At 46.3% G+C, this 18,418-nt stretch carries 18 protein-coding genes; 5 read left to right on the top strand and 13 right to left on the bottom strand.

The window, feature by feature from the left end; translation table 11 throughout:
• Positions 1 to 18 precede the first annotated feature (18 nt).
• The 11 genes from trxA to zapA all read right to left on the bottom strand — a co-directional run bounded on the left by trxA (position 19) and on the right by zapA (position 11,256).
• Positions 19 to 330: a thioredoxin gene (gene trxA, locus HZS85_RS03080; RefSeq protein WP_023468994.1), complete on the bottom strand. Its 312-nt coding sequence runs from the start codon at positions 328 to 330 to the stop codon at positions 19 to 21.
• A gap of 163 nt (positions 331 to 493) precedes the next feature.
• Positions 494 to 1,459: an electron transfer flavoprotein subunit alpha/FixB family protein gene (locus HZS85_RS03075; RefSeq protein ID WP_214852945.1), complete on the bottom strand. Its 966-nt coding sequence runs from the start codon at positions 1,457 to 1,459 to the stop codon at positions 494 to 496.
• A gap of 13 nt (positions 1,460 to 1,472) precedes the next feature.
• On the bottom strand, positions 1,473 to 2,246 hold the full coding sequence (locus HZS85_RS03070) for an electron transfer flavoprotein subunit beta/FixA family protein (RefSeq protein ID WP_214852942.1): 774 nt from the start codon (positions 2,244 to 2,246) through the stop codon (positions 1,473 to 1,475).
• 74 nt (positions 2,247 to 2,320) lie between these two features.
• Positions 2,321 to 2,899: a fatty acid metabolism transcriptional regulator FadR gene (locus HZS85_RS03065; protein ID WP_052018985.1), complete on the bottom strand. Its 579-nt coding sequence runs from the start codon at positions 2,897 to 2,899 to the stop codon at positions 2,321 to 2,323.
• A gap of 71 nt (positions 2,900 to 2,970) precedes the next feature.
• Complete coding sequence (locus HZS85_RS03060) at positions 2,971 to 4,644, bottom strand: AMP-binding protein (protein ID WP_214852939.1); 1,674 nt, start codon at positions 4,642 to 4,644, stop codon at positions 2,971 to 2,973.
• 197 nt (positions 4,645 to 4,841) lie between these two features.
• The gene (locus tag HZS85_RS03055; protein WP_035406360.1) at positions 4,842 to 5,738 is read right to left on the bottom strand and encodes a YitT family protein; all 897 of its coding nucleotides are present in this window, start codon (positions 5,736 to 5,738) and stop codon (positions 4,842 to 4,844) included.
• Between the two features lie 183 nt (positions 5,739 to 5,921).
• Complete coding sequence (locus tag HZS85_RS03050; protein WP_023469001.1) at positions 5,922 to 6,329, bottom strand: DUF350 domain-containing protein; 408 nt, start codon at positions 6,327 to 6,329, stop codon at positions 5,922 to 5,924.
• Positions 6,330 to 6,339: 10 nt separating this feature from the next.
• Positions 6,340 to 8,706 (bottom strand): endonuclease MutS2, encoded by a 2,367-nt coding sequence (locus HZS85_RS03045; protein ID WP_214852937.1) that lies wholly within the window; start codon positions 8,704 to 8,706, stop codon positions 6,340 to 6,342.
• The gene (gene polX, locus HZS85_RS03040) at positions 8,707 to 10,422 is read right to left on the bottom strand and encodes a DNA polymerase/3'-5' exonuclease PolX (protein WP_214852934.1); all 1,716 of its coding nucleotides are present in this window, start codon (positions 10,420 to 10,422) and stop codon (positions 8,707 to 8,709) included.
• 45 nt (positions 10,423 to 10,467) lie between these two features.
• The gene (locus HZS85_RS03035) at positions 10,468 to 11,016 is read right to left on the bottom strand and encodes a CvpA family protein (RefSeq protein WP_214852931.1); all 549 of its coding nucleotides are present in this window, start codon (positions 11,014 to 11,016) and stop codon (positions 10,468 to 10,470) included.
• 3 nt (positions 11,017 to 11,019) lie between these two features.
• Positions 11,020 to 11,256, bottom strand: coding sequence for a cell division protein ZapA (gene zapA / locus HZS85_RS03030; RefSeq protein WP_029342308.1), 237 nt, complete (start codon positions 11,254 to 11,256; stop codon positions 11,020 to 11,022).
• Positions 11,257 to 11,376: 120 nt separating this feature from the next.
• On the opposite strand from zapA, the gene rnhC reads away from it, so the two are divergent.
• Positions 11,377 to 12,297 carry a ribonuclease HIII gene (gene rnhC / locus HZS85_RS03025; RefSeq protein WP_214852928.1) on the top strand — a complete coding sequence of 307 codons (921 nt, stop codon included), beginning with the start codon at positions 11,377 to 11,379 and terminating at the stop codon, positions 12,295 to 12,297.
• Between the two features lie 23 nt (positions 12,298 to 12,320).
• On the opposite strand, the gene HZS85_RS03020 is transcribed toward rnhC, so the two are convergent.
• The gene (locus tag HZS85_RS03020) at positions 12,321 to 13,790 is read right to left on the bottom strand and encodes a UDP-N-acetylmuramoyl-L-alanyl-D-glutamate--2,6-diaminopimelate ligase (RefSeq protein WP_214852925.1); all 1,470 of its coding nucleotides are present in this window, start codon (positions 13,788 to 13,790) and stop codon (positions 12,321 to 12,323) included.
• Positions 13,791 to 13,920: 130 nt separating this feature from the next.
• Between HZS85_RS03020 and HZS85_RS03015 the strand changes: the two genes are divergently transcribed.
• From HZS85_RS03015 to HZS85_RS03000, 4 genes are all read left to right on the top strand, one after another.
• Positions 13,921 to 14,583, top strand: a complete 663-nt coding sequence (locus HZS85_RS03015) for a response regulator transcription factor (RefSeq protein ID WP_214852922.1) — start codon at positions 13,921 to 13,923, stop codon at positions 14,581 to 14,583.
• Complete coding sequence (locus HZS85_RS03010; protein WP_251137789.1) at positions 14,567 to 15,955, top strand: sensor histidine kinase; 1,389 nt, start codon at positions 14,567 to 14,569, stop codon at positions 15,953 to 15,955. Before HZS85_RS03015 ends, HZS85_RS03010 begins: the two co-directional genes overlap by 17 nt.
• A 75-nt stretch (positions 15,956 to 16,030) precedes the next feature.
• Positions 16,031 to 16,468, top strand: coding sequence for a MarR family winged helix-turn-helix transcriptional regulator (locus tag HZS85_RS03005; RefSeq protein ID WP_214852919.1), 438 nt, complete (start codon positions 16,031 to 16,033; stop codon positions 16,466 to 16,468).
• Complete coding sequence (locus tag HZS85_RS03000; RefSeq protein WP_353048855.1) at positions 16,465 to 17,646, top strand: MFS transporter; 1,182 nt, start codon at positions 16,465 to 16,467, stop codon at positions 17,644 to 17,646. The genes HZS85_RS03005 and HZS85_RS03000 overlap by 4 nt, the downstream gene beginning before the upstream one ends.
• 64 nt (positions 17,647 to 17,710) lie before the next feature.
• Here the strand turns inward: HZS85_RS03000 and HZS85_RS02995 are convergent, their stop codons facing one another.
• A complete protein-coding gene (locus HZS85_RS02995; protein ID WP_214852915.1) occupies positions 17,711 to 18,415 on the bottom strand; it encodes an ABC transporter ATP-binding protein in 705 nt (234 codons plus the stop codon).
• Positions 18,416 to 18,418: the final 3 nt, after the last annotated feature.

Genomic DNA, 18,418 nt, shown 5'->3' with positions numbered 1-18,418 from the left:
TTAATATGCAGGAAAGAATTAGTTAGATGTTTCAACGAATTCTTTAAGTGCGTCTTTTGGCATGAAGCCCATCGTTTTGTTGACAGGTTGTCCATCTTTGAAGAGAACGAGTGTCGGGATACTTTGAACTTGGAATGCTCCAGCTACTTCTGGGTTTGCATCCACGTCAACTTTAACGATTTTTACATCTTGCATGTCAGCATCGAGTTCTTCAAGAACTGGTGCGAGCATACGACATGGTCCACACCATGTTGCCCAAAAATCAACAAGAACGAGTCCTTCTTGTGTTTCTTCTTTAAATGATTGGCTAGTTGCGTGTACGATTGCCATTGATCATAACCTCCTAATGAGTAGATCAACCCGGAAAAAAAATGGGTGATCTCTTTATTGATTCGAGTATATCATAGCAGTCTCTTCCAACAAACGAAACTGCTCACGTGAAGAATTCGTAAAAAAAATACCGGTACCATCTGCATGGCACCGGTACATTCACTCATCCGTGAACAAGCATTTTTTTGAATTCAGCTGTCAATAACGGCACGACGTCAAACAAATCTCCGACGATCCCGTAGTCCGCGACAGAGAAGATATTCGCTTCTGGATCCTTATTGATCGCAACGATCACTTTTGCATTCGACATCCCCGCTAAGTGTTGAATCGCACCCGAGATCCCGCACGCGATATACAAGTCTGGTGTAACGACTTTCCCCGTCTGACCGATTTGAAGTGCATAATCGCAGTAATCCGCATCACAAGCACCACGCGAAGCACCAACTGCTCCTCCGAGAACATCCGCTAGTTCTTGTAACGGTGCGAAGCCGTCTGAGCTCTTGACACCGCGTCCACCTGCGACGATGACTTTTGCCTCTGATAAATCAACACCACCTGTTGCTTTACGTACGATGTCTGCGACGATCGTCCGTAAATCCTTCAGCTCGACTGTGACCGACTCGACCGTGCCTTGTGAACTCCCCGTTTCGAGCGGATCGATGTTATTCGGACGGACCGTAAAGAGTGTCTTGCCTTCTGCGACTTTGACTTTCTCGAATGCTTTCCCTGAATAGATCGGTCGGATGAACGTTGCTTCCGCGCCTTCCCCTTCAATCGCCGTCACATCACTGATTAGACCAGCTTGCAGTTTTGCCGCGATCTTCGGTGATAGATCCTTGCCGAGCGACGTATGACCGAAGACGAGCACGTCAGGTGACGTCCGATTCATCAACTCAAGGAAGACTTGTCCATAACCGTCTGGCGTGTAGTGTAGAAGACGCTCATCCTCGACGACGAGGACTTGATCCGCTCCGCGTGACGCTAGTACGTCGGCATCCTTAGCGACATCGTGTCCAATCAGGACTGCGATGACTTCGTCTGCGACACGTCGCGCTGCTGCGATAGCCTCAAACGACACATTCCGTAAACTGCCATCCCGTGATTCTGCGAGTACTAATGCTTTTGTCATTCGTTTCTCCCCCTTAGACCACTTTTGCTTCGTTGCGTAATAATGATGCGAGCTGTGCGACTTGCTCGTTCAGTTCACCTTCAAGGACCTTACCGGCTGCTTTGTTCGGTGGTAAGAAACGTTCGATCGTCTCTAGACGTGGTGCGAGTTCATCTTCATCGAGTTCGAGATCATCGAGTTCGAGTTCTTCAAGCGGCTTCTTCTTCGCTTTCATGATTCCTGGAAGACTTGGGTAACGTGGTTCGTTCAACCCTTGTTGCGCAGTGACGAGTAACGGAAGTGTTGTTTCAATCGTTTCTGTATCCCCTTCAGCGTCGCGTGTGACGACAGCCTTCGTGCCGTCGAGTTCAAGTTTCGTGATCGTCGTCACGTAAGGAATATCGAGCAATTCTGCGACGCGTGGTGCCACTTGACCACTTCCGCCATCAACTGCGACGTTTCCAGCGATGACGAGATCAACTGTCTGTTCCTTTAAATAACCAGCGAGCACTTCAGAAATCGTGAAATGATCTGCCTCTTCGATATCATCTTCAATCGAGATGCGAACTGCTTGGTCCGCTCCCATTGCGAGTGCTGTTCGTAATTCCTTGTCCGCATCTTCCGGTCCGACCGTCACGACCGTCACCGTTCCCCCTTGTGCATCACGGACACGAATCGCTTCTTCTACCGCATATTCATCGTACGGGTTAATGATGAACTCAGCGCCATCCTCATCGATTTGACCATTCTCGAGTTGGATTGCTTCTTCCGTATCGAATGTGCGTTTCAACAGTACATAGATTTCCATCTCATGCTCCCCCTTGTCGTCTATTCACCATCATTCTTTGTATCCGCTTACATGATTGTTGTCATGAAAAGGGCTTAACTCAGCCCTTTGATCAACATCCGATGGATCCCGTCGCGTGTCTCAAGCAACTCATATTTGAATCCACTTGCCATCCAGCTCGTCACGACCTCATCGATTGTTCCGAAGATCATCTGACGCGCTAATCGATAATCGAGTTCGTTTGAAAACTCGCCTGTCGTCATCCCGTGCTTGATGACACGGTCAATCAGATGCAGATACGGTTTCAAGACGGCGGCAATGTTTTGGCGCATGTCTTGGTTGGATTGACGTAGCTCGATTTGCGTGACGACAGCCAAATCATAATCGACGGATAATTGCTCAAGGTGTGCCTCGATCAATGCGGCCAATTGTTCTGTCGCTGACGTGTGATTCGCGATTTGTCCTTCGGAATATTCGATGAAGCTTCCCATTTTCGCTTGGAATAGCGAAATCAGTAGGTGTTCTTTATTCTTGAAGTACAGATAGATCGTTCCATCCGCAACACCGGCTTCCTTTGCGATGGCGGTCACCTTCGCTCCATGGTAGCCGTTTTTAGCGATGACTTTTACGGCGGCATCAATGATGCGGTCACTCTTTGACATTGTTCGTTTCATTCCACTATCTCCTAACGCATAAAATGAATGATGGTTCATTCATATTTATTCTATCATGTCATTTCGTCCTGTCAACTGCTTTCTTCGAGTTGTTTGGCACGTTCTTCTTCAACAAGAACACGGCGGAGAATCTTCCCGACGAACGTCTTCGGTAACTCTTGTCGGAATTCGTACTGCTTTGGCACTTTAAATGACGCTAACTGTTTACGACAGAATTGATCAAGCTCTTCTTCTGTGACCGTCATCTCATCCTTGACGACGATGAACGCCTTGACGGTCTCTCCACGATAGGCATCCGGAACACCGATGACGACGGCTTCCTTGACGGCCGAATGCTCGTACAAGATTTCTTCGACTTCACGTGGATAAATATTGAATCCGGAAGCAATGATTAAATCCTTTTTCCGATCGACGATCCGGAAGTAATGATCTTCGCCGATATAACCAAGGTCTCCCGTGTGCAACCAACCGTTTCGAAGAACCGCTTGCGTCTCTTCTGGTCGTTTCCAGTATCCTTTCATGACTTGCGGACCTGTGACGATGATCTCACCGATCTCACCAAGAGTTGCGGGTGTCTCTCCATCCGCTTGGACGATTTTCGCTTGCGTATCGGGTACCGGAATACCAACCGTTCCAGGAATCCGGCGATCCCAGATACAGTTCGTATGCGTCACCGGACTCGTCTCAGACAAACCATATCCTTCAACGATTCGTCCGCCCGTTAATGCTTCGAATTTTTCCTGGACTTCGACCGGCAGTGGAGCTGAACCTGAAATACAAGCTTCGATTGAAGACAGATCATATTTCTTTAGCTTCGGATGGTTCAACAGACCGACATACATCGTCGGTGCACCAGGGAACAGATTTGGTTTTTCCTTATGAATCGTTTTCAATACTTGTTCAATGTCGAATTTCGGAACGATGATTTGCTCATAGGCATTAAAAATACCGAAATTGAGGTTACATGTCATGCCATAGACATGGAAATACGGAACGACAGCTAACAGTTTTCGTCCATCTCCCCGCTCATATTTATAAAACCATTTGTCGATTTGCTCGACATTCGCACTCAGGTTATAGTGCGTCAGCATGACACCTTTTGGAGCACCTGTCGTTCCACCCGTATACTGAAGAACCGCGACATCTTCTTTCGGTTGAATCGCAATCGGTGTAATCGGTTCATAACCACGTAGCGATAAAAATGGAATCGAACCCGTCGTATCGATGATGATGTTGTTATCTTTCCGTGCTTTAATGGGATACAGTTTATTTTTAGGGAAGGGAAGGTAATCCGCGATGCTTGTTGTCACGACCGTTTTGAGTTCCGTCGCCGCTTTGACGCGAGATGCTTTCGGATAAAGTAGGTCGAGGGTTACGAGCAGATGTGCACCTGAATCGATGAGGATCTGTTCGAGTTCACGGTCCGTATAGAGCGGATTCACCTGCACAACGATTCCACCAGCATAGAGGACAGCATAATAACTGATCATATACTGGGGACAGTTCGGTAACATCAGTCCGACACGATCTCCTTTTTTGAGGCCATGCTCTTGAAGTAAACTTCCGAGTGCATGTGCTTCGTCGCACACTTCACGAAACGTCATACGTTTCCCTAAGAAACTTAAGGCACGTTGTTCTGGAAAATCAGTCGCTGCCTCATCAAGTGCCTGATAAAGAGGTATTTCTCGATAATCAATCGATACGGGTACTTGCTTTGGATAATCAGATAACCAAACGGATTCCATACGTTTCCCTCCCTGATAATGAATTACTATTCATTTTCATTATACGTTGATTTGAATTCGACATGCCAGTAAAATCCCAAAAAAAGAAATTGAATCTGCTTGTTTTTTGGTTTTTTCAATCAAAATTTTAATACTAAAAAAGCAGCACCTCCCTTTCTCGATTTCCGAAAAAGAGAGGTGCTACTTTTGAATCCATATTACCGGGAGGGATATGTGAATCCTTCCCCGATGACTTCTCGCACTTTATGAATGACGACGAAGGCGCGGGGATCCGCTGCTTCGACGATTTGTTTCAACGGTGCCAGTTGTCGTTTATCGACGATCATATACAACATGTCATTCTTTTGTTTCGTGAAATGACCATGACTGTGGATGACAGTCGCGCTACGTCCGAGCGTCTCCGTCAGGATCGTCGCGATTTCTTCTTGGCGATGGCTAATGATCGTGACCGCTTCGCGGACGTTCAATCCTTCGCTGACGAGATCAATCAAATACGAACCGATGATGATCGCAATTAACGTGTACAGCATCGTCTCTTCTCCAAATAGAAAACCTGACGCACCGACAACGGCGACATCGATGATGAACATCGAGACTGCGATACTGAGATTCAAGTATTTATTCATCAGTCGAGCGATGATGACACCACCGCCCGTCGTTCCTCCCGCACGAATGACGAGTCCGATTCCGACACCAATCAAAATACCCGCATAGACCGTTCCAATCAAACGGCTATCCGATGATGTCGCAAGGTTTGCTGTCGAAGAGAGGACAAACGATGTGACGGCGACTGAGATGACTGAGTAAAGCATCGTCTTCCGGCTAAGGAATCGATAACCGACAACGAACAGCAAAGCGTTCGCAAGCAAGGAGACAAGTCCCGTATCCCAACCGTAAAGATAGTAGAAAATGACCGTGATCCCAATCAATCCACCTTCTGAGAGATCATTTGGAATCGTAAAGTAGTTGATTCCAAAGGCGAGAATCGACGACCCGATGATAACCCAGAAGATGTCCTTCCAAGAAATCAATTGCATCGCCTCAAAAGCACGGCGTCTCGTTTCTGTCGTTGTTGATGTTTTTCGTACGTTCATATGCGTTCCTCCTTTTTTGATTAGGCGTGGCTCAATAAAAATTCCGTACTGAAACGATGTCAGTACGGAATGATCACACGGTAAGACCGGTTCTTTTAATTAAATACAATCCAAAGGATACCGACAACCAAAAAGGCGATCGAAACCCCGAACATGATTTTCGCTAAACGTTCTAACACGGATTCACCCCACTAACGCTGATCCGATGACGTAGGACATGCCGATCGATAAAGCGCATGAAATGATACCGACAGCAATGTTGCCATTCTCGATTTCACGGTCTACCGGCAAATTCGGTGTCAGGAATTCAAAGATCCAATATGTCGATATCAACAATAAGAAGCCAAAGGCACTTTCAAGAAATATCGACCCGACCCGTTCTTCCCCTTGGACAGCGAAATGAACGATATTGGCGAGTCCTATGATTTTTCCACCTGTTGCTAACGCAACGGCGATGTTGCCACTCTTGATATGTTCCCAGTTTTTATACCGGGTTGTCAACTCAAAAAGTGCAAGCCCCAAAATGATCAGTAATCCCGCGACCGAATAGAGCGCTGTCGTATAGACATAGACGTTCTCAAAAATGTTCATCTTGCTTTCCTCATTTCAGTTCGATGATCGTCACACCGTGTCCGCCTTCACCTTGACCACCTAACCGGTGACCTTTGACGTGACGATGACCTTTCAAGAATTCTTGGACACCTTGTCGCATCGCTCCCGTACCCAAGCCATGAATGACACGGATGTGGTCGTAGTTCGATAACAAGGCTTGGTCCATGAAGCGTTCGAGCTTCGACAACCCTTCTTCGACACGCACGCCACGTAAATCCAGTTCAGCCGAAGGTGTCGATTGTTTCGTCACACTCGTTCCACCAGAGCGCCCTTTCGTTTGTGGACGTTTTGGTGTACTGCCAATCTTCGCGAGATCTTCCGGTTTGACGTTCACCTTCATGATGCCCACTTGGACGGTATACTCGCCGTTCGCCTGTTGGTTGATAATATAGCCTTTTTGATTGAACGTCGTGACTTTAACTTCTTCGCCTTTATCAAATCGCGGCGTTTGGTCGTATTTTGCTTTTACTTTAGCGATCCGCTTCTCTTGCAGACTCGGCTTCGCGTCTTCGAGTCGCTTCCGCGCCTCGATCAGTTCATGCTCTTTGACGGCACCAGCGTCTCGTAATTCCTTCAGACGTTTGATGACGCCTTCTGCTTCTTTTTGAGCGCGTTCGACCGCACGTGCTGCTTTTTCTTCCGCTTTTGCCAGAATTTCGTTTTTCTCTTCCTGGATCTCAGCTTGTTCTTGCTCGAACTGCTCTCTCTCTTCGACAAGTCGTTTTTTCTCTTCTAACAACTGTGCCTCTAACGTTTCAGCCCGCTGTTTCGCTTCTTCTAATCGTTCGATCATCGTCTCGACAGACTGTGCGTCGCTACCGATCTGACCACGTGCCGCGTCGATGATCCGGTCTTCGAGTCCAAGACGTTTTGAAATCTCGAACGCATTCGAGCGTCCAGGTACACCGATGAGTAAGCGATAGGTCGGACTGAGTGATTCGACATCGAATTCCATCGACGCATTGACGACCCCTTCTCGGTTATAGCCGTACGCTTTTAATTCTGAATAGTGCGTCGTCGCTGCCACACGTGCGCCGCGTCGCTTCACTTCATCAAGAATCGCGATTGCAAGGGCAGCCCCTTCTGTCGGATCCGTTCCCGCACCTAATTCATCGAACAGTACTAGACTCATAAAATCGATTTTTTCCATCATCGAGACGATGTTCGTCATGTGCGAACTAAACGTCGATAAGTTTTGTTCAATCGACTGTTCATCCCCGATATCGGCATAAATCGCATCGAAGACACTGAGTTCCGTCTCATCTGCAGCTGGCACGTATAGTCCTGATTGCACCATCAATTGCAAAAGACCGATCGTCTTTAAGGTAACTGTCTTACCGCCGGTGTTCGGACCGGTGATGACGAGTGACGTAAAATCCCCACCCAGTGATACGGTAATTGGTACGACTTCCTCTTTCGGGATGAACGGATGCCGTGCTTCCTTCAGAATGATATGGCGGTTTTCGTTCAAGCGTGGCTCGACCGCTCCAATTTGATGACCGTATAATGCTTTTGCCATGATGAAATCAAGTTCTGCTAATACATCCAGATTGATGCGTAGCGAATCACCAACGCTACCGACAAGTGCCGATAGTTGTGCAAGAATTCGTTCGATTTCCGCCCGTTCTTTCAAACGCGCTTCTTGAATTTCGTTGTTCGCAGAGACGACAGCTTGCGGTTCGATGAACAACGTTGCTCCAGAAGCGGACTGATCATGGACGATTCCGCCGAACGCTTGACGATATTCTTGTTTGACCGGTACACAATAACGATCGTTTCGCATCGTCACGATGGCGTCAGACAGCATCTTCGCTTTACTACGTAAGACGTTATCGATTTTCGAACGAACTTGTCCTTCGAGCGAGCGTAACTGACTGCGTAACGCTCGTAATTTATCACTCGCTGAGTCTTGGACAGTCCCTTGATCGTCGATGGCATGGCGAATCCCCTGTTCGATCTCGACGAGCTTCGTGATTTGCTCGATTCGACTATCAAGGCGCGGTAATCGTAGATCCGCATGGTCTTCGTGTAGCCGTTCTTGGAATGCCTTCACTTGACGTCCCGAGTAGACGACGTCTGCGACGGCTAGAAGTTCACTCGTCGAGAGGACAGAGCCAATCTCTGCTCGTTTCACTTCACTTCGGACGTCCGTCAATCCACCGAACGGATAACGGTCACGCAACCGGTAGACCGTCGTTGCTTCCGTCGTGACAGCTAACAGTTCCTTGACCTGCTCGAAGTCTTCCGCCGGACGCATTGCCCGGACGAACTGTGCTCCGAGTGAACTAGCCGTGAAGGCGAGCATGTTTTCTTTTAACTTCTCATATTCTAAAACGCGTAATGCGTTGGCATTCATTTAATCCACTCCTAAACGTTTTCGACCGAAGAATTCGAGTGCTTCTTCAGCAGACCACGTATTGATGACATCAGACGCCTCCAAATAAGCTTTACGAGCATGGAGGACTCCAAGTTTCATATCTTCTAACATTTCTGGTCGGTGTGTATCCGTATTAATTAAAATCTTTACGCCGGCAGCCTTCGCTTTCGCAAGCGAACTTGCTGTTAAATCAAAACGTGCTGGATTCGCGTTCATCTCAAGCGCTGTTCCTGTCTCCGCTGCTAGTTCGATCAATCGATCGACATTGACGGCGTATCCTTCTCGTCTTCCAATGATTCGTCCCGTCGGATGAGCAATCAAGGAAACATAAGGATTACGACAAGCATTCTCGAGCCGCTGCATGATCTCTTCTTCCGTCTGATCGAACTTCGAGTGGATCGAGGCGATGACATAGTCCATTTCTTTTAAGAACTCATCTTCATAATCAAGTGATCCATCGGGCAAGATATCCATCTCGACACCGCATAAAATTGTCATATCGGGATGTTTCTCGCGTGCCGCTTCGATTTCAATACGTTGTGCACGCAGACGTTCTTCCGTTAATCCATTGACGAATTTCATATATTTACTATGATCCGTGATCGCCATCCATGTATATCCGCGTGCAGCACAGGCATCGACTAGTTCTTCAACAGACAACGTACCATCTGACCATGTCGTATGCATATGCACATCGGCTTGAATATCTTGTTCCGTCAAGAGACGTGATAAATCTTGCTCGAATTCATGACGTCCCGCTCGTAATTCAGGCGCGATGAACGGTAAATCATATCGCGCAAACAATTCTTCTTCTGTGTTCGGTTGCACTAATCCTTGCTCGGTCTCGACACCATATTCAGAAATACTCTCTCCTCGCTCTTTTGCGAGTTGGCGCATCCGGACGTTGTGATCCTTCGAACCCGTAAAGTGATGTAATGTGGATGCATACGCCGCATCATCCACAATTCGGAAATCAACCGCGATATAATGAACGTCTCGTTTTAAGATGAGCGATACTTTCGTGCTGCCAGCTGCGATGACTTCATCGATGAGCGACAGTTCTAGAAGCTGCTCCTTGATTCGTTCCGGTTCATTCGTTGATAGAATGAAATCAAGATCCTTACACGTCTCTTCTGCTCGACGGAAACTTCCTCCAACTTCAAAACGAATGATTGCATCAAACGATGCAAGTGTCTGATTCAATTCAGCGACGATCTTTCGCATGACACCGTATGGTAATCGCTCCGGTCGTGTTTCAAACGTTTCAAGTGCTTTAACGTACTTCTCGACCGTCTTCTTGCCGAATCCAGGCATCGCTTCGACTGTACCATCTGCTAATTTCTCTGCAAAGGAATCTGCATCAATGACGCCAACTTCATGCAGTTTAGCGAGCTTTTTCCCACCAAGACCCGGAATCTTCAATAAGGCGATCAATCCTTCTGGCACTTCTTGTTCGAGTTCTGTCAGTGCCGTGCTCGTTCCCGTTTCACGATATTCCTCTAGAACAGCAGCCGTTCCTTTCCCGATCCCCTTCATCGCCGTGAAATCCTCAATCGCCATGAAGTCAGCATCGGATGCTTCGAGAATACTTGCTGCTTTCCGAAAAGCATTAATCTTAAATGGATTTTCCCCTTTGACCTCTAGGTAGACCGATATCCGTTCCAAATGACGCATCGCATCTTGAATCGTACGCATGTGCAGTTCTCCCCTCAAAAAAAGCTCCCAATCGTGGGAGCCTGTTTATTTTATCAATCCAACTTGATCCATCAGCCAGTTCGCAAGAAGCGGGGTATGCTGGATAATGAAGCTTGCTAAACTCGAATTCGCGATCGCATCCTGTATCGATTGGATTGGAACGAATGCCGCTAAGAACAAGAGCAGGAAGATGAAGATGTACATCTCGATGAAACCAAAGACACCACCTAACAACCCTTTGACTTGTTTTAGAATCGGGACATTCGTCAACGAATCAAACATCGACAATAAGATCGATAAGATGATTTTTGTACCGAAGAACAGGACGACGAACCAAAAGGCTTTGTAGAACACCTCATCGAGTCGTGCTGAACTTGGAATCGCGAACATCGTCAAATCGATTCCCGCATCATCCAGTGTAGACGGATATGGTACCCACAATCGGAATTTCGTAGCCAGTTCCTCATAGAACGACAGTGCAACGATGAAGGAAATGATCAGACTGAGCAAATGACCGGCCTGCAACACAACTCCCCTTCGGACCCCTGTCATGACACCTACGGCGAGAAGTAATAAGATAACGAGAGAAATCATAGTTTATAGTTCACCCAAATTCTTTTTAATTTTTACATAATCACTACCAATATTAAGCGCCGCTAGGACGGCGATTTGACGAACGTCGAGTTGTGGTGCTTGTTCTCGGATTTCTCGAATCTTCGTATCTACGAGGAGACCCACTTCGCGTACGTGTTCTGGCGACTCCGTTCCGACAATCGTATAATCATTGCCTGCGATATGAATCGTCGTCCGGTTCAACCCTTCTGAATCAGCCATTTTTCTGTCCTCCTCATACTTTGCTTCTTTCATATAGTACCATCATTTTCGTTTTAGGAAAAGAAGTCCCCCATCGGTCTTAAGGATGGTATGCTTAATCCCGGAAAGGGAGGTTATCCTATGGGAACGACCGTTTTACGCTTATCTAAAGAAAAACAGGACTTAGTCATACAGAACTTCAAACAGAACGAGACGAAGTCTCCTCCGTATGCCCGTTTCGCTGCCAAGATTCCTGGTTGTGTCATCACGATTTATAATTCTGGAAAAGTGATGTTTCAAGGACCGCAAGCCGAAGCTATCGCTACACGTTTCGGTACGGCTTCGCCGACTAAGTCGAAAGAACCACTTGTTTCAACGTTACCGAATGGTTTTTCGGAATGGTCCGTCGTTGGTAGTGACGAAGTCGGGAAAGGCGATTTCTTCGGTCCACTCGTCGTCGCCGCTTCCTTTGTTGATCGAAAGCAGATCGCACTTCTTCACGAACTCGGTGTCCGAGACTCCAAACATTTGAACGATATCGAGATTCGTCGAATTGCTCGCGATCTCCATGCTGTCATTCCGTACACATATCGTATCCTACACAATCCAGAATACAATCAGATGCAACGGTCGATGACTCAAGGAAAGATGACTGCCCTGATGCATAATGATGTAATCGAGCGGCTTCTTGACCAACTGGAGACGAAACCAGAAGCGATCTTGATTGATCAGTTCGCCGAAAAAAGTGTCTATTATAAACACCTAGCTGGTGTCGTCAATCCCGTTCGAGAAAATGTCTACTTCTCGACCAAGGCGGAACAACTCCATGTCGCTGTAGCTGCCTCCTCGATCATTGCTCGCGCCATCTTTTTGAAGGAGATGGACAAGTTGAGTGAAACAACAGGTGTCGTCATTCCGAAAGGTGCTGGTGCCAAGGTCGATCAAGTCGCCGCCTCACTGATTTTACGTTATGGAGCTGACAAACTGCGTGACTGGACGAAAGCCCATTTTGCGAATACGAAAAAGGCACAACAACTAGCTGCGAAACGAAACCGACCATGACCTTAACGGAATGGTCGGTTTTTTTAAATGACGGACTCCCCTTCAGACAGTCGTTCTAATTCCGCAAGAAGTATGTGTTTTTCATTAAAAGGAATCGTTTTTGTACCGATTCGTTCTACCTCATCATGACCTTTCCCGACGATGACGATGCGTTTTCCTTCGTGCGCCAGATGCGCTGCTTGTACGAGCGCTTCGTGACGGGATGTATGACAACCTACTAAATGTTCACGTGGAATATCAACGATTAGCTCTTCGATGATTCGATCCGGATCCTCTGTCCTCGCATCATGGACCGTTGCGATGATGTGTTCACAATATTTACTTGCAATCCGCCCCATTTCCGCTCGTTTCGTTCGATCACGCTCTCCAGCTGCACTTAAAACGACCGATAGCGATTCTCCGGAAAAAGTGAGTGCCTGTAAACATTTTTCTAGACCATCCGGTGTATGGGCATAATCGATATAAATCTCACAAGGTGCCCAGTCCAGTCGTTCAAGTCGTCCTTTCGGCAATTCCAGTTCTGGAATGTGACGAATCAAAGCATAGAGATTGGCATCACCTGCCTGCAATAATCCCATCGCCGCCGCTAAATTCGCTGCATTGAATTCACCTAGTAAAGCTGTCGGCACACGCGTCGTCGTCTCGTCGATCCGCACATTGACGGTGTCCGTCAACCATTCGACCGCGATTTGTGACGTCCGGTGTGGTTGTGTCGTATACCAGATGACGGGTTGTAAAGGCGCAGCTTCTCGCATGACGCGGCTCCAACCATCTTCTCGATTCAAGACGATGGTCCGACCATTTGACGCAGCGACTTGTTGAAATAACAACGCTTTCGTCTTGGCGTAATCCTCCATTGAATGGTGATAATCCAGATGATCATGCGTCAGGTTCGTAAATGCTGCCGAGTGGAAAGACACTCCTTCGACTCGACCTTCAGCTAATGCATGAGAAGACACTTCAATGATGCAATCCGTCACGCCTTTTTCAACCATTTCATACAACAGTCGATGTAAGATGATCGCTTCAGGCGTCGTATTCGGTGTCTCAATGAGTTCCTCATCAATTCGTGCACCGACCGTGCTAATCATGCCGGCTTTTATGCCTGTTGCACGAAAGAGATCATACGCCAATTTTGTCGTCGTCGTTTTTCCGTTCGTTCCCGTTACACCATAGACACGCATTTTTTGACTCGGATGATCATAAAAAAAGTCTGCTACCTTCCCGGCAGCTGCCTTTGTATTTTCAATGAGAATAACAGGAATCGTTACATCACTTAATGCTTCTTCCGCTAAAATCGCAACTGCTCCATTACGTTCCGCTTCTCTAGCATATCGATGACCATCTACCGTGTAGCCGCGAACACAAATAAACAGACTTCCTGGTATTACGTTTCGTGAGTCTGTCTCAATACTCGTAACTATCGGATTTGAATCTGTTCGTAAGTTAAAAAGTGATACTAATGATGCTAAGGATTTCGAACAGGGCTTCATGATGTTTGCTTCCCTTCCTTGTCTCAAGATTTGCTTTATTTGGTCTAATATAAATGACTCGATGTATCAATTGTTTATCTTCAGCTAAACTTCAGATGAATATGTTACAACTAACAATGAGGTGAATGATATGACACATATTTTGATCGCAGAAGATGAATACGATATCAGGGAACTACTAACAGAATTATTGAACTCCAATGGATACATTGTATCTAGCGCGGCAAACGGCATGGAAGCCTTACAACTTTACCGATCGGGCTCTTTCGATTTAATCATCTTAGATATCATGATGCCTTTCTTCGATGGTTTTGAGGTTGCACGCGACATTCGTAAAGAATCACAAACGCCGATTATTTTTTTAACCGCTTTGCAAGATGAGGAAAACCAGGTGAAAGGATTTGATCTCGGAATCGATGATTACATCGCAAAACCATTTTCCCTTCGCATCTTACTTAGACGGATCGAAGCCGTTATCAGGCGCATTCAATCGAATGAAGCAGAATCACTCTCATTTCGAGAGATTACCCTTTTTCCATCAAGCTATAACGTATACGTTTCTGGAAATCCGACGACATTAACACTTAAGGAATTTCAAATTCTTCATTTATTACTCGAACATCCCGGCCGTGTACTCGAACGAGAACAGCTGATTCAGCAACTTTGGGGGTTTGATGCCCTTGGCGATACACGATTCTTGGATACACATATTAAAAACCTACGAAAAAAAATAAACGTACCTTATATTCAAACAGTAAAAGGAGTTGGCTATAAGCTTGAAGCACCTAGCTAAACGTCAAGGAATCACTGCTAAACTATTTTTTTTAACGATGAGCTTACTCATCGTCGCTGTCCTCTCGACGGTTGGTTTTCTATATGCCTCGTTGCCTTCGTACTATCAGTCCTATCGAGAAGAACAATTTCACTCGACGATGGCATCTATTAAACTAAAAAGTAAAGATCGTTCAATCGAAGAACTCATCCCATTGCTTGATCAACTGACAGACAAAGGGATTCGTTTTTCACTGTGGACGGAGGACGATCAACTCTTATATGCACCCGATTTTGGTCGCGGACCGATTCGTCGCACTACCGATAACTCTCCTACCGGAACGATCCAAGCCTCCCTTCCACTTCAACTGAACAGTCAAACGGTTACTCTCGATGCGGATCAAATGATTCAACCGATTGATGAAGTGAAAGCCGTCTTGTTAAAACTAGCTCCTTATATCGTTTTTCCGCTTCTATTATTAGCCGGTCTTGCTGCCTATCTTTATTCACGTACCATTTCTCGACCGCTGATCTCCATCAATCAAGCGACGAAGGAGTTAGCGAATTTAAACTTTGCTGTCCGAACCCATCATCACTCAACGGATGAACTGGGTGATCTATCAAGAAATATCAATCAACTCGCCACCACACTCGAGGCGACGATGGATTCTTTACAAGCCTCCAATGAACGCCTTCGTCTTGAAGCGGAAAAAGATCGAATACGTGATGCAGAACGAAGACAGCTATTCCTCGCTATCTCACATGAGTTAAAAACACCTGTTACGATCATCAAGGGTCAAGTCGAAGGGATGCTCTTGAATCTCGGAATCTACCGAGACCGTGATTACTATTTGGAGCGTGCTAGTCAGGTGATTGAAAATATGGAACGTCTCATTGCATCGTTGCTCGAAGTCGCCCGTGTCGAACAAATGGCACTTCATTTCGAGGAAACGAATCTTCGTCTGTTACTCGAACAACAACTCGATCAATTCGGACAACTTATTCATGATCAGCAATTACGTGTGATCTCACCTAAAGGAGACTGGAACGTTAACACGGATCGTCACTTGTTGGAGCGCGCTTTTCATAACGTATTAATGAATGCCATATCGTATACGGCTCCGGGTGGAACGATTCTAATCGAGACGACCGGAAAACAAAATGGTGTGGTGCTAACGATTACGAACTCACCGACTATTCAAGATTCAAGTGATACTGCCGCTTGGTTCCACCCCCTTACACGCGCCGAACAATCGCGAAATCGAATTCATGGCGGTAGTGGTCTCGGACTATATTTGGTACACCAAATCATGGATCGATTAGATTTAAAGACTACTTTGACTGGAACACCTGATCAGGTACGATTCACGACGTTTTTTGAAACTACTTCTTGATTTCTACTTGCCAAAGAAGTAAAGAATCCGCTATACTCCTTTAAGTTAACTAGTTAACTTAAAGGAGGTTTTTTTATGTCATCTCAACAAGAAGATATTCTCGGACAACTGTCAAAAGTCGCCCGACTCGTCAAACGAGACGTCGATGCCACCCTCGCTCAATATTCGTTACACACTGGACAATGGGCACTCTTGAAGGCCGTGTCTTTACTTGAACCAGTCTCACAGGTCACCCTGTCGAAATATTTAGTCATCGAAAAGCCAGCCGTCACAAAAACAGTCGCTCGATTAGAAGAATTAGGATTCATCTTTCGTCAGAACGCAGGACGTCATCGCCTGGTCGAATTGACTTCACAAGCACGCGACTTATTTCAGACGATTGATGCATCCGTCCAACAAGCACATCGTATATTTTTGGATGAATTATCGCCAGAAGACCAGTCTTCCTTAGAGCGCCTGATGACTCAGCTACTTCTTACCCATCGCCCGGTCGAACAGGAGGAATCATCGTGAATCGTTTATTTCACCGGCATTACGTGACGACATTACTCGTCAATCTCTTATTATTCATAACGTTTTACTTATTAAATGCATCCCTGCCTCTACTCGCCGCCCAAAAATTCGAGGTTTCACAAGGATCACTCGGATGGGTCGTGACGGCATTCGTACTCGCAACGGTCTGTTCACGTCCGTTGATTGGTCATTGGCTCGATCGGTACGAACTGAAACGGATGTTACTATTATCTGCTAGTCTGTTTACTCTCTTTAGCTGTCTCTACTTGATCATTCTGCCGATTGAATCATTCAGTTTATTGCTCATCATTCGTGTGTTACATGGGTTTAGTTTCGGTATGATCTCTTCTTCACTGAGTTTAAGTGTCACGACGTTGATTCCTAAACAACGTCAGGGTGAAGGAATGGGTTACTTCGTCCTCTCGATGAATCTCGCTTCCGTCCTAGGTCCTGTCATCGGATTGACGTTGATTGCTCATGATGTCATGGTCTGGTATTTCATGACAGTTGCTCTACTCGCCATCTGTTCATTTCTTTTCATGATCCGTTTACCATTGACGAGCAGTCATATTCCGCAAACGTCACCATTTCGGCTCCGTCAATCGCTTTTCTTAGACAGTCCCGTCTTGTTGCTAGCTACAAGCTTTGCGGGAATTGCGATTTCCAGTACGTCTGCATTTATCTCCTTATATGCCGACTCCATTCACCATGTGACGTATGCCTCTTATTTTTACGGACTGGCTGCGCTCGGTATGGTCGCCATTCGTCCACTAGCCGGAAAACGGTTTGACCGAAAAGGACCAGCTTCCGTGCTTATTCCATCCTATGGTCTGTATGCGGTCGGATTTCTAGTACTTGGATTCTTTCCAACGCTTTATGGTTTGTTGTTCGCCGCCCTCATCATCGGCATCGGCTCCGCCTCCATCTTCCCAGGATTGCAGACGGTCATGCTGACGTATGCAGCTCCTGAACAAAAAGGCAAAGCCATCTCTACATTTTTCCTCGCCTATGATAGTGGCTTTGGCATCGGTGCTTTCCTGCTATCGGGCATTGCGGCTAAGACTGGATACTCGAATATGTTTTTGATCTGCAGTCTCGTCGTCGTCAGCAGCGGTCTCTTATATGTGTATTCGAGACGTTCCTCCGCTACAGCAACCAATCAGGACATCGCCTCATAAGTAAAGAAGGGACTTCTCAACGATTGATGAGAGTCCCTTCTTTTAATACATTCATTTCGTTTCTTCAACGAGCCGGTATGGTCTGCCCTTCAACGATAGGTTTCTTTTCGACGAACCGTTGTTTTTTCAGTTCAATGATTTGATCGGCAGCACGTGCGACTTCTGCTGAGTGTGTCACTGCGATAATGCAACGATTGGCATCATGCGCTAGTTGTTGAAACAAACGGATGATTTCCGTAGCTGTTTTTTCATCGAGTGCTCCTGTCGGTTCATCCGCTAATATGATTGGCGCTTCTGTCGCTAGAGCGCGCGCGATGGCAACCCGTTGTTGCTGACCACCACTCAACTGTAATACGTTCTTTTTCGAATGTATTTCATCGATCCCGACCTGTTCCAGTAACTCAAGAGCTCGTTTCTTCTTCTCCTTAATCCGTCGCCCACTCAACTCAAGTGCGACAATGACATTATCAATAGCATTCATATAAGTTAATAAATTAAAGGATTGGAAGACAGTCGCTGCATGACGCGATCGATACGTCGTCAGTCCGATTTTTCGCAATTCACGTCCTTCATACTGTATTTGTCCTTCCGTTGGTGAGTCTAGTCCACTGAGTAAACTTAACGCAGTCGTTTTACCAGAACCTGATTCTCCAAGAATTGCATAAAATCTTCCCGCCTCGAACTGCATCGATACCTCATTTAAGATTCGTTGTTGCTTTCCTGCTGATGTATACGCATACGACACCTTCGTCATTTCTAAAGTCGTCATCTG

The sequence above is a fragment of the Exiguobacterium sp. s130 genome (genome assembly GCF_018619055.1).
Lineage (GTDB): Bacteria > Bacillota > Bacilli > Exiguobacteriales > Exiguobacteriaceae > Exiguobacterium_A.
The sequence above is the reverse complement of the archived record's forward strand: the minus strand, read 5'-3'. Positions and strand labels throughout refer to the sequence as shown.